Here is a 14352-nt window from a genome sequence, read left to right on the forward strand (position 1 = left end):
TCAGTGCGCCCGTTTATCGGCGAGTAGTGCCGGGCGGCGACTGAGTGCAAGATAGCCGAGGCTTGCCACCAGAATGGAGTCCAGCGACGGGATCATGGTCAGGCTGATGACGCCGTTGGCGGTCAAGAAACCAACCAGTGAACCAAGGATCCAGACCACAAATGTGCTCCACTTAATCGCTGGCTCCTGAGCCAGTAGTTGCTCGTCATACCCTTGGCTGCGATAGCGCAGGAAGTCGGCGATGTAGATGCCGGCCACCGGCGGCGTTGCGATACCCAAGAAGAGCAGGAAAGGGATAAACCAGCTCATGATGTCCATGCTGCCAACCAGTGTCGCCAGCACGCCCAGTGCGATAGTAATCTGCCACTTTGGGATACGCTCAAGCAGGGTCGAGACGACCAGTGTGCCTTGAAACATGTTGCCGGCATTACCGGTGACGCAGGCAAAGACTAGCAGCAGTGCTGCGGGTAGCGCTGCGCCGAGCGGTGCCATCGCCCCCAACAGGGAGCCTTGCCCCGTGATATTGCTCGGGGTTGCGCCTGCCCAGAACAAGAGTGGGTAGGCGACCATAAAGGTGAGCACTGCTGCGATAAGGGCATGCTTTCGGTTATGCACGAAGCTGCCAAAATCGGGCAAGGTGGCCACTAGGACGATGATGGTGCCGACCACGCTTGAGACCGCAACACCGGTCTCCATACTGCTCAAGGCATCGGCAATGGGTGCGGGCGGGGTGTTGAGCACCACGCTCAAGATGTAGCAGAGCATCAGTGCGATCACAGGCACGGCCAGCTGAGCCACCTTGCCGAGCACGGCAAAGCCGAAGGCGGTCGATGCAGTGAAGATGACGCAGCCGATGGCCACCAGCAGGGGGGCCGGGACCGACCAACCTTGCTGGGCGAGCAGATCCTGCATCGTGTGCCCGAACATGTTGGCGGTGACCGAGATCCAGCCAAACAGACTGATGGCCATCAAAATGTTGATGGCAATGGCGCCCTTATTGCCAAAAGAGAATTTGACTATGCCATAGGTTGGCAGCCGGGCCTTTTCTCCCACGCTGATGGTAATGGCGGAGAGGACGGCTAGGATCAGCCCCCCCAGTGCCACGACGCTGACGAGCTGCTCCTCCAGCAGCTGGTTACCCAGGCTGGACGAGGAGAGAAGCACGGGCGTCATGGCGATGCCCAGCAGGATCATAGTGATGTGCAGTCCGGATGCCGTTCCCGGGCTCGTTTCGGTTTTGCGCATGATGCTCTTCCTTGCTTAGTTGATGTGGTGGTGACCTGTGTAATTGCGCCAGCCGCCGGTTTCGGTGATCTCCCGTTCGCCCTCAACTAGCCAAGGCTCAGCCAGCACACCCAGCACTTCCTGACCGTCCTTGAGGGTGACTTTGCCAATCGAGAGGCCAGCCGGCTCTTTTTGCAGGATGCTGCCAAGCCCTGCGGGCGGTACGGCCCAAAGCTCCAGTGCAATCTCGCCTCCTTCACCAGGGAAGCGGATCATGCCGGGGTGGCGATCGCCGATGCTCCAGCAGCGGTAATCCGCGGTGGTGGTTGACTCGGCGACAAACTCGGCGTCGACGGCCAGCATGTTGGGATTCAGTTCCAGGCCGCGCATCAGCGTGCCGTTGACTGCGAGCAGAACCTTGTTGTCAGACATGAGTACTCCTTAAATAACGTGGTGATGTGTTTCTTGCAGCGGGGCACCTAGCCCCGCTTGTCATCAGTGGCCCAGAAAACGGGTTCCGGCTTGGCCAAGCACAGCCTTGCCCATGGAAGGCGGATTAGTGATAAGACCCACCCCATCAGGACATCCCTTGAGGTAGCTCAACATGGCTTCTACTTTGGGGCCCATACTGCCGACACCGAAGTGACCATCGGCCAGCAGTTGAGTTGCCTCTGCAAGGTTCAGGGTCTCGAGCCAACGTTGTTCTGGTGTTCCGAAATGGATGGCAACACGTTCGACACCGGTCGGGATTAACAGCATGTCGGCTTGCAGCTCGATAGCGAGCAGGGCAGAGGCGCGGTCTTTGTCGATGACCGCTTGGGCGGCCTGCAGGGAACCGTCTTTTTCTCTCACCACAGGAATGCCACCACCGCCACAGGCAATGACAAGCGCATCCTGCTCGAGTAGGGCTCGGATGGTGGGCGTCTCAACGATGCCAAGCGGTGCTGGGGAGGCGACCACTCGTCGCCAGCCACGCCCGGCATCTTCGGCAATCTGCCAGCCCTGCTCTGCGGCTAGCTGTTCGGCGATCGGTTGGCTCATGTGCGCCCCGATGGGTTTGTCGGGATGAGCAAAGGCCGGGTCACAACGATCGATCAGGGTTTGGGTGACCAGCGCTATGACCTTGGTGTGTGCCAGTCCGCGGCGCTGCAGCTCGTTACCGAGGGCGTTTTGGAACATAAAACCAATAGCGCCCTGTGTATCGCCAACGGCGTACTCGAGCGGCACGGTCGGCACTTGCGCACTGGCCAACTCGCTTCGGCGCAGGATAAAGCCCACCTGTGGCCCATTGCCGTGGGTTAACACCACCTGCCAGCCCGCAGCGATCAGGTCCGCTACATGGCGTGCTGTTTCGACTACCGCATCGTATTGCTGGTCGAGTGACATTTCGTCATTGCTTCGGATCAGGGCATTGCCGCCAACAGCAACGACCGCAAGTTTCTTCTTCTGCATGCTTATTCCTCCAGATTGCCGGCGATTGCCGAGAGAGCGCTGACAAAGCAGGCGAGCGGGGCAGTCGTGATCCCCGCGCCAATCTGGCCAACGCCAGCCTGCTTGTGAGCGATACCGGTGTTGATGACAGGCAGGATGTTGCGATCTACAACCTTGCGGGCATCGATACAGGCTGCTGAACCGGCAAAGTTGAGTGCAGGCAGGGTAAACGCTGGATGTTGGGTCAGAGTGATCTGCTGCATCGCCATGCTGTGACCGATGGCATCAGCCGGCGTACCGCCAACAAACTTGACGATGGCAGGTGACGCAGCCATGGCGAACCCGCCAATCCCTGCCGTTTCGGTAATGGCGGAATCGCCGAGGTCGGCGGCCGCGTCATCGACGCCGTAGCCGGGGAAGAAGAGGCCGTTTACCGGATTGGCCGGAGCCTGGAACCAGCGATCGCCAGTGCCGGAGAGGCGGATGCCAAAGTTGACTCCGTTACGGGCCATCACGGTCACCATAGTGCTGTGAGGCACGCCATGCGCCGCATCGAGCATCACCTTGCAGGCGGCCATCGAGAGGTTGAGGAAGAAGTGATCGTTAGCGGCGATGAACTCCAGCACCTCCGGTCCACGATCAAGCCTGGCGAGGGTCGGAGCAAGCCGCTTGAACAGCAGGCCGCTGGCTGCCGCATTACGGTTATGGCACTCATCCCCCATATGCAAGGCTTGGGCGATTAGAGGCTTGAGTTCAATTTCGCCGCATCGCTCGAGTGCGGCGGCCAGGGTCGGAGCCAGTACGTCCCCCATCCAGCGCAGGCGGTTCAGCACATCATCACTGTTGGCGCCAAAGCGCAGGACCTTGCCGAGCCCTTCGTTGAAGTTGCAAAACGCACGGTTGCCGTGGGCACGATTCTCTACCACCCAAACGGGCATAGAAGGACTGATGATGCCGGACATGGGGCCGACGGCCTGATAGTGGTGGCAGGGCTCGAGTGCGATATCGCCCCGTGCAGCCATGTCTATGGCGCTGTCAACATCCTTAGCCCAGCCTTCGAACACGATGGCTCCTGCGATGGCGCCCTGCATCGGGCCGCACATGTCGCTCCAGTCGATGGGAGGGCCTGCGTGCAGGATACGGCGTTTACCATTCAGGGCCGATATTTCGCGGCTGGCAACGCTCACACCGATCAAGGTGGGTTGGGCGTCGAGGTAGCGTTGCATTGCCTGCTCGTTGGCAGCCTGAATGCGCGGATTTTCCAGCAGGGTAGCCAGCGTCCAGTTGGCGGCATCATCTCCTTCGGCGACCGGTTGCCAGGCCAGATGCAGCACTTGGCCGCCGGCGTCGGTCAGGTTGTCGGAAAAGCTCTGCAGGCCCAGACCCAGTACCCGGAGCGGTTGTTGAAACAGGGAGTTGGCGGATTGAATGCTCATCTTGGTTCTCACTTCAGTTGCAAGGCCAGTCGGGCGGCAAGCTGGGCGGCTTGCATGTTGCTTTGGGCGATCAGCACGCCCGCCTCGCGCAGACGATCAATCTGCTGCTGGCGCGGCTGGGGATCGAGCTCGGTACCGCAGACATGGGCGATAGCGATGAATTGGCGTCCGGTCTGTTCTGCCTTGTGGCGCGCATGCGCCAGCGTGGTAAGGAGCTCGCCAGTGGGATCGAGGCTCGCGCCATAGCCCAGTACCACATCAAAGAGCAAGATGGCGGTAGCGGGATCGGCGGCCTCCTGCAACAGACGTGCGTTGCGCAGGGTCGGGTCGATCATGGGGTGAGGGCGGCCTTGAGTGAATTCGTCATCACCCATGTCCACCAAGCTGTGGCCGTAACCACGGGCGGGGTCTTGCAGCGCGCTTGCACCTTTGACCGGCGCATTGGATTCGCACTCAAGACCGGCAGCGATGAGGGCAAGCTGGGCTTCGTAGCAGAAGGTACCGCCGGCAAAGATGCCGCGAATATCCCGCTGACCTTGCGCCATGGCACCAAGGGCATTTTGCGCTTTCTCAAGGGCCACATCATCAAGGCAGGCAGAGGGGGGCAGTTCCTCACCACGCAGGGTGGCCACAGCCATATCGGCCGCATGTTGCAGGCTGGTGGCGGGGATGACGCCTTGTGCTGCCAGTGCGGCGCAGTCGGCGCCAAGGAAATGCACCACAACCGGCTTGCCACACTCACGGGCCAGGGTCAGCACCTGTTGACTCACCGCTTCTGAGGGCGGCTTGGAGATCAGGACGATAAGGCCGGTGCCGGGATCGGCGGCCAGCATCCGGAGCGCTTGTTGCATGCTCAGGCCGCCAATCTCTTCATGCAGGTCGCGCCCGCCGGTACCGAGCGCTTGGGAGACGCCTTCGCCCAGATGATGAATGCGGCAGCTCACTTCTTGCAGGCCTGTACCGGACGCGGCTACCAGGCCGATGGTGCCGCGCCGTACCACGTTGGCAAACCCCAGCGGCATGCCATTGACGATAGCGGTGCCACAATCGGGCCCCATCACCAGCAGGTCTTTACGGGAGGCAAATTTCTTGATGGCAAGCTCTTGAGCTTCGGGCACGTTGTCGGAAAACAGCATCACGTTCATGCCTAGGTGCAGAGCCTTGAGGGCTTCGGCGGCAGCGTAACGACCGGGTACCGATATGAGGGCGAGGTTGGCTTCGTTGTCACGTTCCATGCCCATGGCCAGAGAGGTAGCAGGTCGCTGGCCGACCGTGCCAGGGGCGTCATCAACCGCTGCCGGGCGTAGCAGTTCGTCAGCCAGTGCCAGCGCCTGCTCGCCAACGGCCTCATCGGCCAACAAGGCGATCAGCAGATCGCTGGGTTTGGCCGCAACAGTGATCGCCATTCCCGCATCGCGCATCCGATCAAGATTAGCCTCGGTCGCCATGGCGACCGAGGCCTGACGCACGCCCTCCAGTCCACTCAGACGGGAGGATACTTGCATCAGCGAGACAGAATCCTTGTAGAGATTTGAATAGATTTTGTAGTGCAACATGTCAGCGTTTCCGTAGTAAACGGGTGCAGAAGGCCCTGACCCGGTCACGGGCCTTCTGTGAGTCAGTAGATGGTGGGGCGATAGGCCCCAGGAGTCAGTCTTTGAGGGCCGCGACCAGTTGTTCTGCGTCGCTAACCCAGCCGACGATGGCGCCCTGGGCCTGGATCATCTCGAGGGTGACCCGGTGGAATTCGGGGAAGTAGGACGCGCAGCAATCGGCCGGGATCACCAACTCATAGCCACGGTCGTTGGCTTCACGAGCGGTGGTCTGCACGCAGACCTCGGTGGTAACGCCGCAGATGATGAGGGAGCGAATGCCACGTGCTTGCAAGATCAGGTGCAGGTCGGTGGAGTAAAAAGCGCCCTTGCCTGGCTTGTCGATCACCGGTTCGCCAGCGATGGGATAGAGCTCGGGGATGATGTCGTGGCCCGCTTCACCTTGCACCAGGATCCGGCCCATGGCTCCTTGCTCCCCGATGAAACGCTTGCCGCCGCGGATCAGCTTGGCCGGCAGACAGTCGGTCAGATCCGGACGATGACCTTCACGTGTATGGATGACCAACATGCCTTTGGCTCGAGCCGCATCCAGCACCTTGCGGCAGGGTTCGATGGCCCGGCGCACGAGGGAAACATCGTTACCGAGGGCATGACCAAATCCATTCGGTTCGACGAAATCACGCTGCATGTCGATCACGAGGAGGGCTGTGGTGGCCGGGTCGAAGGTGAAATCGAAGGGCTGTGCACTGATACGCTTGTTCATGGTGTTCTCCTACGAGGTGGATGATTCATGGCCAGTCTATGGAGGGTGCTGAGGGGGTGCGCAGAAAGAAATTGAGCACAACCGACAAAAGATTTGAGGGATGGTGGCCGGCGGTAGTGGCACAATGGCGCAGAGCCAGACCATGACTGGCTTTGCATTACCATGGTACCCCATCGTCCGAAAGAGGGGGGAGTCAGACCGGATCTCGGATCTGTGATCTCTCTCGCCAATCTTGGTTTAAGGAGCGCTCTTGTCTCTTGGCACTATCTCCGCTGTGCGTGGTTGTGACCGCCTTTTCGTGAGGAAAAGGCCTCAGATGCTAACGGTGCATTCTCGTTTTCGCCATGCCTGTAATCTGCGCTCCAGTGAAGGGGAGTGGCTCACCTTGCTGGTACATGGCATGCCGCTCCCGCCTGCGGGTCTTATCCTCTCCTGTGAAGAGTTGCCCGCCGCGCTGCAACCAGGTAGCCGTTGGTGTTGGGACAGTTCCCTTCACTCCAGCTCCGGCGATGAGATAGGAGTGAGCGACTGTCAATGGTCCATCACGCGCTTGGTCAGGGGGCTCGATAACGAGGTTACACTGCTAGGTGAATTGAATCGCCTTTTGCCTCTTGCTCCCCCGGCGGGGGGATTCTGGGCACAAAAACATGAGTATGACGGGAGCTATTTAGTGGCTCCGCTCACCGAGCTGGGTCATTGGTTGAAGGGGGCCTGGGTCGATCTGTCTTCTACCCTCAAGCGGCTACTGGGCTATGGGCAGGGTCTGACGCCTTCCGGGGATGATTTTTTGTTAGGGGTGTTGTTTGCGCTGGAAGGGATAAGGAATCTTCGCCGTGGGGAACTGGTGGTTGCATTGCTTCCACTCTTGGGACGAACCACGGACATCAGCGCCGCTATGTTGCTGTTTGCTACTATGGGCCATTACGGGGAACATTTGCTGCAATTGGGGGCAGGGGAGAGCGAAATACTGAATCGTGCCGTGACGCAGGTGTTTGAATATGGCCATTCGTCGGGACATGACATCTTGTGTGGCGTGCACTTCGTCTTAAGCCAGAGTCATGAAAAGAATATTTGGCTATAACTGCACGATTAAAACAAAAAAGCCCGATCGAGTGATCGGGCTTTTTGGTATCAAATGTGGCTCCCCCGACAGGACTTGAACCTGTGACATACGGATTAACAGTCCGCCGTTCTACCGACTGAACTACGGGGGAAGTGGCTCCTCCAACTGGACTCGAACCAGTGACATACGGATTAACAGTCCGCCGTTCTACCGACTGAACTATGGAGGAATCGTCGCTTGCGGGACGGGGCGCATAATAATGAGCCCCCCTGGCGCTGTCAAGGCGTTGCGCCCCTATCGGCTTTGGTTGGTTAAATTCAATACAATCATATGGTTAAATGGGTCTCTGCGCTAACAATCTGACCCTGCAGAGGGCGGGCCGCAGGCGATGAGCAGGCGCATAACCCTATATTGATCCTGATCGGCGCCTCCGAGTCCCTGAAAAGGTTACAATGGTAGCGATACCATCGTCGCGCCGACCCCGATTGCCGACGCCCCGATGATTCGGGTTCCGGTCTCTGCCGGTCTTTTTTATCTCTTCTGGTATTACACCTCGATGCACAATCAAGCACAGCTACAGAGTGTTAGGCTGGGTATTGCCCTTCGCCAAGCCTGTTTCCAAGAACCTTATAATCTGAGACGCCTTGGGCGTGATCTGGTGGCCGGTGTCACGGTCGGGATCATCGCCATTCCGTTGGCCATGGCGCTGGCGATTGCCAGCGGTGTTGCACCTCAACATGGCTTGTACACCGCCGTCATTGCCGGGATTGCCATCGCCGTGACCGGAGGGTCCCGTTTCTCCATTTCGGGGCCGACGGCGGCCTTTGTGGTGATCCTCTATCCGGTGGCCCAACAGTTTGGGCTGGCTGGACTTCTGATGGCGACCCTGATCTCGGGCCTGTTTCTCATCGTGATGGGGATGGCCCGCCTTGGGCGCCTTATCGAATACATTCCCCCTTCGGTGACCCTGGGGTTCACCGGCGGGATTGCCATCGTGATCGCGACCTTGCAGGTCAAGGACTTCTTCGGTTTGCATGTGGCCGAGATGCCAGAGACCTATCTGGGCAAAGTGCAGGCGCTGATCCAGGCCTTACCCACCCTACAGTGGGGCGATACCCTGGTCGCGTTGAGCACATTGGCGGTGCTACTACTCTGGCCACGCCTGAAGCTGCCCGTTCCGGGGCACCTGCCTGCCGTCTTGATTGGTGTGGGCTTGGGTTATGGGCTGCACCTGGCCGGAGTCGATGTGGCGACCATCGGCTCCAAGTTCCACTACACCCTGGCAGATGGCACCCAGGGTAGCGGTATTCCCCCCATTGCCCCCGAGTTGGTGCTGCCGTGGGCCTTGCCGGGGCCCGATGGCAATCCGGTTCACTGGGATCTGCTCAGCTTGCAGCACCTGCTGCCGGCCGCCTTCTCCATGGCCATGTTGGGGGCCATCGAGTCGCTGCTCTGCGCCGTGGTGCTCGACGGCATGACGGGGCGTAAACACAGTTCGAACGCCGAGTTGGTGGGGCAGGGGATCGGTAACCTGTTGACCCCCTTCTTCGGAGGGATCACCGCCACCGCGGCGATTGCCCGCTCGGCCGCGAATGTCAGGGCGGGGGCCACCTCGCCGGTCTCCGGCGTTGTGCATGCGCTGGTGGTATTGGCGGCTATCCTGGTGCTGGCCCCTTGGCTCTCCTGGCTGCCGCTGTCGGCCATGGCCTCTCTGCTGCTGATCGTCGCATGGAACATGAGTGAGGCTCACAAGACGCTGGAGCTCATTCGCCGTGCTCCCCGCTCGGATGTGCTGGTGCTGCTGGTCTGTCTGCTGCTTACCGTTATCTTCGACATGGTCATCGCCATTACCTTTGGCGTGATCCTCGCATCCTTGCTGTTTATGCGTGAAGTGGCGAGGATGACCCGGCTGCACAACATGGCCGAGGATCGTCGTCACAGCCACAAGGTGCCTGACGGCACCCTTCTCTACAAGGTCAATGGTCCGCTCTTCTTTGCCGCGGCCGAGCGGGTGTTCGGCGAACTGCTTGGCAAGGTGGAAGGGCACGAGCGGCTGGTGTTGCAGATGGAGGCGGTGACCGTGTTGGATGCCGGTGGTCTCTCGGCGTTCTTGCAGTTCGAACAAACCCTGGCACAGCGAGGCGTTGCCCTGTGCATGGCCGAGCTGCAGTTCCAACCCCTCAAGACCCTGGCCCGTGCCAAAGTCCATCCGAAGCCCGGTCGGCTGGCGTTCTACCCGACGGTGGAAGAGGCCCTCGTCGAGCCCATGGCCCGGGAGGAGTAAGGAAACGTGGGGTTATTGCACAATAAGTTGTCTTTTTAAGCAAACGGCTCATAAGAGACAGAATTGTGTTGACCACGCACCTCCTATCCCCTACATTACGCCCCGTTCCAGCGCATAGCGCGGGGCGAAAAATTTGGTGAGGTGTCCGAGTGGCTGAAGGAGCACGCCTGGAAAGTGTGTATACGGCAACGTATCGAGGGTTCGAATCCCTCCCTCACCGCCAAATTCGAAAGGGCCCACTCAGGTGGGCCCTTTTTCGTTTCTTGCCCTGAGTCAGAGGGGAGAAGCCTCGACGGGTTCGAGCGGAGCAGCTTGCTGCGACGAACGTCGGAAGTACGCCCCGAAGGAGTAAGCCGCCTTGGCGGCGAATCATCCCTCCCTCACCGCCAAAGTTGAAAAAACCGACCCGATGGTCGGTTTTTTGTTTTGTGGGTTTGTCTCCTTGCTGTCAATACGATGCAGTATTGCCCAGATTGGTGCCGGGGGGCTTGGCGGTGCCAAACTGTCGGGCCTTGTATTGATAGGGCGTCCAAACCGCCGCAAAGCCACCTGTCCTTCATCACATATGCATTGTTAAAAGGCCCATCACGAGATGGGCCTTTTTCGCCAGTGGCATCGCAGGTACGTCCGATGGCCATAGATACAAAACGGGAGCCAGTGCTCCCGTTATCGTTTATTGCGCGCCGTCTTCTGGCTCATCGTCGGAGGGGGCCAGCGGCCAGCCGCCAAGGGCCTTCCAGCGGTTGACGATATGGCAGAAGAGCTCGGTGGTGCGCTCGGTATCGTAGAGTGCAGAGTGGGCCTCTTTATTGTCAAAGGCGATCCCTGCGCTCTGGCACGCCTTGGCCAGCACGGTCTGACCCAGAGCCAGACCCGAGAGTGCTGCCGTGTCGAAGGTCGCGAAGGGATGGAACGGATTGCGCTTGAGGCCGGCCCGCTCGGCGGCCGCCATGACAAAGCCATGATCGAAGGGGGCATTGTGGGCCACGACGATGGCGCGGCCACAGTCGCTCTCTTTCATGCCTTTGCGGATCCCTTTGAAGATCTCGGTCAGCGCCTCTTTTTCACTCACTGCGCCACGCAGAGGATTGAAAGGATCGATGCCGGTGAACTCCAGTGCCGCCTTTTCCAGGTTGGCGCCCTCGAACGGCTCTACATGAAAGTGAAAAATGTGATCGGGTCTGAGCCAGCCCTCGTCATCCATCTTGAGGGTGTAGGCGGCGATTTCCAGCAGGGCATCGGTCTGGGCATTGAAACCGGCGGTTTCCACATCGATAACGACGGGATAGAAGCCGCGAAAACGTCCCTTCAGGGTGTGAACTGACTCGGTCATGGGATCTCTACTGGCATAAAACGAAGCGGCATTATGGCAAAACCCCGGGAGATTGTCGCCCCGACAGAAGTGCGGTATCAGCCTAAAGGATGCGGCATGACTGCCGATAAGAGAGCTGAGGTTCTCTGGAGGATGGTCAGTGAAGCACAGTTGGTGGGCAATCATGGCGGCAGCCGTACCGGTTCAGGCTGGAGTCACCGAGTTTGGTGCCAGTCTGGATCAGTCTGTCTGGCGACTGACCTCGGATACGCAGGTGGAATGCCGCCTCGAGCATCCGATCCCGAGCTGGGGGACGGGCATGTTTGTTGCCCGCGCCGGCAAACAGATCAACCTTGACTTTGAACTGCATGGGCAGCGGCCTCAGGCTCAGAGCCAGTCGGTTACGCTGGGCTCCATGCCACCCGCCTGGCGGCCCGGTGTCGCCGGCCGTCAGTTGGCACAACTGCGCTTTTACAAACAGTTTGACGGTCTGGTCAATGGCCAGACCGCCTGGACCATGCTCGATGAACTGGAGGGGGGTCGTATGCCAACGTTCCAGTATCGCGACTGGTATCGGCAGGATCGTCCGGTGCGCGTCTCGCTCTCCTCGGTCAACTTCAGGGTGAAGTATCAGGCGTTCATGGATTGCATGGGGAGTCTGCTGCCTTACAGCTTCGATGATATCGCCTTTAGTATTCTCACCTACGAAAAGAACAGCGATCGTCTTTCGGCCGTGTCCAGGCGCCGTATGGAAATGATATCTGCCTATCTTAAGGCGGACCCGAGCATCGATGTGGTGGTCATCGACGCCTATAGCGATAGCTATGGGGGGCGTTGGACCAACCAGAAACTCTCTGAGAAGCGGGCCGAGAGTATCAAGAGTCTCTTTACCGGATTGGGGCTCGACGCGGCCAAGATCGCCGTGGAAGGGCACGGAGAGAAGCAGCATGTGGCCTCTAATGAAACGGAGAGTGGCCGGGCGAAAAACCGCCGTGTCGTCATCTCCATGGAGCGCAGCAGCAACCTCTAGGCTACGTTACACTCACATCTCACCCTTTTTCGGCCAATTTCTGTTATGATCTTGCCCCCGTGCCGCGCCACGATCCTCCTCAATCGAGGATGACGGTGCTAAGCGGCCTTAGCCGATAGGTTTATCATGAGTTTTGCTGACAGTTTATTCCTGCTCTCTCTGCTGGTTGCCGGCAGTGTCTTTTTCTCCCTCTCCGAGATCTCCCTTGCCGCTGCTCGAAAGATCAAGTTGCAGTTGATGGTGGATGAAGGGAAGCAGAACGCCCAAAAGGTGCTGGACTTGCAAGCCCAGCCGGGCAATTTCTTTACCGTGATCCAGATAGGACTCAACACGGTGGCGATCCTCGCCGGTGTGCTGGGTGAGTCGACACTCAATCCGGCGTTTCGCGAGCTGGTCTCTCGCTTCTACCAAGGCAGTGCCCTGGGGCAGCTGAGTTCGATCCTCTCCTTTGTGGCCGTCACCTGTAGCTTTATCCTCATCGCTGACCTGATGCCCAAACGACTGGCCATGAGCTTCCCCGAGCAGATCGCCGTGCGCATCGTGCGTCCGATGATCTTTTTGGTGGTGGTGTTGCGGCCGCTGGTCTGGGTCTTCAACGGTCTGGCCAACACCCTGTTTCGATTGCTACGGGTTAATACCGTGCGTAACGACGAGATCACCTCGGACGATATCTTCGCCCTGGTGGATGCCGGCGCCGAAGCCGGGGTGCTGCAACGGGAAGAGCAGCAGCTCATCGAGAACGTGTTCGAGTTGCAGTCTCTCTCTGTCACCTCGGCCATGACGGCGCGCGAGAGCCTCATCTATTTCACCCTGCAAGAGAGTGAAGACAGCATCAAGGCCAAAATCGCCGATCATCCTCACAACAAGTTCCTGGTGTGCGATAAGAACCTCGACAGCATCAAGGGGTTTGTCGATGCCAAGGAGCTGCTGATCCGCGTTATCAACGGCAAGAGCATCGACTTCAAGGGAGGGGACTCGCTCATTCACAGCGTGCTCATCATTCCCGATACCCTGACTCTCTACGAGGCGATGGAGTATTTCAAAAATCATCGTGGTGATTTCGCCGTGGTGATGAACGAGTATGCCCTGGTCGTTGGTATCGTCACCATGAACGATCTGATGAGTACCGTCATGGGCGAGTGGGCGACCCATGTGGTGGAAGAGCAGATCGTCCAGCGTGACGAGCACTCCTGGCTGGTGGATGGCGTGACGCCGATCTCCGACGTGATGCGCGCCTTCGATATCGAGGAGTTTCCGGACGATCAGAATTACGAGACCATCGCCGGCTTCATCATGTATATGCTGCGCAAGATCCCCAAGCGTACCGACTCGGTCACCTTTGCCGGCTACAAGTTCGAAGTGGTGGATATCGACAGTTATAAGATCGACCAGTTGCTGGTCACCCGAGTTGAACTTTCTCCTGCGGAAAAAGGAGGTCAGGAGTAAATGCACGTATCGAACAAGCCATCCTGGCTGATGCTGGCGGGTGCAGCCCTGCTGGTGAGCGCCTGCACCCAACAACCCAGGGTTGCGCCGGCCAAGCCCAAGCCGGCGGTCGTCGAGGCGCCGGCCGTCCCCAGCGTCGATCCCAATGCGAAGGTGCAGATCGAAGGGGTTGAGCGTCTGGCGTTCAGCGAGGAGTATCAGGGCCCGGCCGAGGGCAGCCTCGAATCGGTGCGTGCCCTGTTTGGCCGTGGTTACGTGGACTCAGGCCTGCGCGAGACCATGCTGGCGGCGGTGCGCAGCGACTACCCCATGCTCGGAATGCGCGATGTGCGTCTGACCGATCCGGTGCGCAAGTTTTTGACCTCTGAGCGTGCGGCCATGACGGCTCATGACTATATTCGCCGTGGTCTTGAGGCCCACTTAGGCCCCATCAGTGATGCTCGCTACCGGCAGATCTGGCAGAGCCTGCCGCAAAACGGTGAAGTGCGCCACTGGAGTGCTCGCATCAAGCAGGTGATGGCAAAACGCTGAGTGAGGGTTGTATCGAGGAACCGACGGGGTAGGTCTCTTCGGATTCTCGATGAACAACGAGAAATGAATACGGCTGGAATGGTGACTGTGTGGTGAATAAGCCAGCGCAGTGACCTCCAGCCGTTTTTAATGCAAGCGCCGCCTGTCTATACAGCAACGGGTTTACCCCTTCGCCATACCCCGCCAAGCCGCGCGCGCAAAAAAAAAGCCCAACTAACACAGGGAAGGTTGGGCAAAGACTAATGCTTAATTGCAGTGGCATAGATATAGACCGTGGCT

The 14352-nt window shown here is 59.1% G+C and carries 12 protein-coding genes and 3 tRNA genes; 6 read left to right on the forward strand and 9 right to left on the reverse strand.

The annotated features are described in order from the left end of the window. From BN1121_RS17475 to BN1121_RS17500, 6 genes are all read right to left on the reverse strand, one after another. Complete coding sequence (locus BN1121_RS17475; RefSeq protein ID WP_043598158.1) at positions 1–1245, reverse strand: cytosine permease; 1245 nt, start codon at positions 1243–1245, stop codon at positions 1–3. Positions 1246–1260: 15 nt separating this feature from the next. Next, complete coding sequence (locus BN1121_RS17480; protein WP_005355378.1) at positions 1261–1656, reverse strand: allophanate hydrolase-related protein; 396 nt, start codon at positions 1654–1656, stop codon at positions 1261–1263. Between the two features lie 63 nt (positions 1657–1719). Further along, positions 1720–2676, reverse strand: a complete 957-nt coding sequence (locus BN1121_RS17485; RefSeq protein WP_005355376.1) for a carbamate kinase — start codon at positions 2674–2676, stop codon at positions 1720–1722. A gap of 2 nt (positions 2677–2678) precedes the next feature. Beyond that, complete coding sequence (locus tag BN1121_RS17490) at positions 2679–4091, reverse strand: YlbE family protein (protein ID WP_005355374.1); 1413 nt, start codon at positions 4089–4091, stop codon at positions 2679–2681. A gap of 8 nt (positions 4092–4099) precedes the next feature. Then, positions 4100–5647, reverse strand: coding sequence for an acyl-CoA synthetase FdrA (fdrA, locus tag BN1121_RS17495; protein ID WP_005355372.1), 1548 nt, complete (start codon positions 5645–5647; stop codon positions 4100–4102). A 94-nt stretch (positions 5648–5741) separates the two neighbouring features. Then, positions 5742–6407, reverse strand: coding sequence for a cysteine hydrolase family protein (locus tag BN1121_RS17500; protein WP_005355369.1), 666 nt, complete (start codon positions 6405–6407; stop codon positions 5742–5744). A gap of 274 nt (positions 6408–6681) precedes the next feature. Between BN1121_RS17500 and BN1121_RS19065 the strand changes: the two genes are divergently transcribed. Further along, the gene (locus BN1121_RS19065; protein ID WP_496196452.1) at positions 6682–7488 is read left to right on the forward strand and encodes an oxamate carbamoyltransferase subunit AllH family protein; all 807 of its coding nucleotides are present in this window, start codon (positions 6682–6684) and stop codon (positions 7486–7488) included. 57 nt (positions 7489–7545) lie between these two features. On the opposite strand, the gene BN1121_RS17510 is transcribed toward BN1121_RS19065, so the two are convergent. Both BN1121_RS17510 and BN1121_RS17515 read right to left on the reverse strand, forming a co-directional pair. Then, positions 7546–7621: transfer RNA gene (locus BN1121_RS17510), tRNA-Asn, on the reverse strand. 2 nt (positions 7622–7623) lie between these two features. Further along, positions 7624–7699 (reverse strand) — tRNA-Asn (locus BN1121_RS17515). 327 nt (positions 7700–8026) lie between these two features. On the opposite strand from BN1121_RS17515, the gene dauA reads away from it, so the two are divergent. Together dauA and BN1121_RS17525 are read left to right on the forward strand one after the other, a co-directional pair. Then, a complete protein-coding gene (dauA, locus tag BN1121_RS17520; RefSeq protein WP_005355363.1) occupies positions 8027–9754 on the forward strand; it encodes a C4-dicarboxylic acid transporter DauA in 1728 nt (575 codons plus the stop codon). Between the two features lie 135 nt (positions 9755–9889). Then, a tRNA-Ser gene (locus BN1121_RS17525) sits at positions 9890–9977 on the forward strand. A 450-nt stretch (positions 9978–10427) separates the two neighbouring features. Here the strand turns inward: BN1121_RS17525 and rnt are convergent. Continuing rightward, on the reverse strand, positions 10428–11087 hold the full coding sequence (gene rnt, locus BN1121_RS17530; protein ID WP_005355359.1) for a ribonuclease T: 660 nt from the start codon (positions 11085–11087) through the stop codon (positions 10428–10430). 163 nt (positions 11088–11250) lie between these two features. Between rnt and BN1121_RS17535 the strand changes: the two genes are divergently transcribed. The 3 genes from BN1121_RS17535 to BN1121_RS17545 all read left to right on the forward strand — a co-directional run bounded on the left by BN1121_RS17535 (position 11251) and on the right by BN1121_RS17545 (position 14073). Next, entirely contained in the window at positions 11251–12096 is an 846-nt protein-coding gene (locus BN1121_RS17535; RefSeq protein ID WP_043598160.1) for a flagellar protein MotY, read from the forward strand. 126 nt (positions 12097–12222) lie between these two features. Then, on the forward strand, positions 12223–13542 hold the full coding sequence (gene paeA, locus BN1121_RS17540; RefSeq protein ID WP_005355356.1) for a polyamine export protein PaeA: 1320 nt from the start codon (positions 12223–12225) through the stop codon (positions 13540–13542). Continuing rightward, positions 13543–14073 (forward strand): hypothetical protein, encoded by a 531-nt coding sequence (locus tag BN1121_RS17545; RefSeq protein WP_005355351.1) that lies wholly within the window; start codon positions 13543–13545, stop codon positions 14071–14073. The last annotated feature ends 279 nt before the right edge of the window (positions 14074–14352 follow it).

Origin of the sequence: Aeromonas diversa CDC 2478-85 (genome assembly GCF_000819805.1) — a bacterium.
GTDB lineage: Bacteria > Pseudomonadota > Gammaproteobacteria > Enterobacterales > Aeromonadaceae > Aeromonas > Aeromonas diversa.

Excerpts from the sequence above, each read along its gene's own strand:
- BN1121_RS17475 (WP_043598158.1), bottom strand. The coding sequence starts at position 1,245 with ATGCGCAAAACCGAAACGAGCCCGGGAACGGCATCCGGACTGCACATC.
- BN1121_RS17480 (WP_005355378.1), bottom strand. The coding sequence starts at position 1,656 with ATGTCTGACAACAAGGTTCTGCTCGCAGTCAACGGCACGCTGATGCGC.
- BN1121_RS17485 (WP_005355376.1), bottom strand. The coding sequence starts at position 2,676 with ATGCAGAAGAAGAAACTTGCGGTCGTTGCTGTTGGCGGCAATGCCCTG.
- BN1121_RS17490 (WP_005355374.1), bottom strand. The coding sequence starts at position 4,091 with ATGAGCATTCAATCCGCCAACTCCCTGTTTCAACAACCGCTCCGGGTA.
- fdrA (WP_005355372.1), bottom strand. The coding sequence starts at position 5,647 with ATGTTGCACTACAAAATCTATTCAAATCTCTACAAGGATTCTGTCTCG.
- BN1121_RS17500 (WP_005355369.1), bottom strand. The coding sequence starts at position 6,407 with ATGAACAAGCGTATCAGTGCACAGCCCTTCGATTTCACCTTCGACCCG.
- dauA (WP_005355363.1), top strand. The coding sequence starts at position 8,027 with ATGCACAATCAAGCACAGCTACAGAGTGTTAGGCTGGGTATTGCCCTT.
- rnt (WP_005355359.1), bottom strand. The coding sequence starts at position 11,087 with ATGACCGAGTCAGTTCACACCCTGAAGGGACGTTTTCGCGGCTTCTAT.
- BN1121_RS17535 (WP_043598160.1), top strand. The coding sequence starts at position 11,251 with ATGGCGGCAGCCGTACCGGTTCAGGCTGGAGTCACCGAGTTTGGTGCC.
- paeA (WP_005355356.1), top strand. The coding sequence starts at position 12,223 with ATGAGTTTTGCTGACAGTTTATTCCTGCTCTCTCTGCTGGTTGCCGGC.
- BN1121_RS17545 (WP_005355351.1), top strand. The coding sequence starts at position 13,543 with ATGCACGTATCGAACAAGCCATCCTGGCTGATGCTGGCGGGTGCAGCC.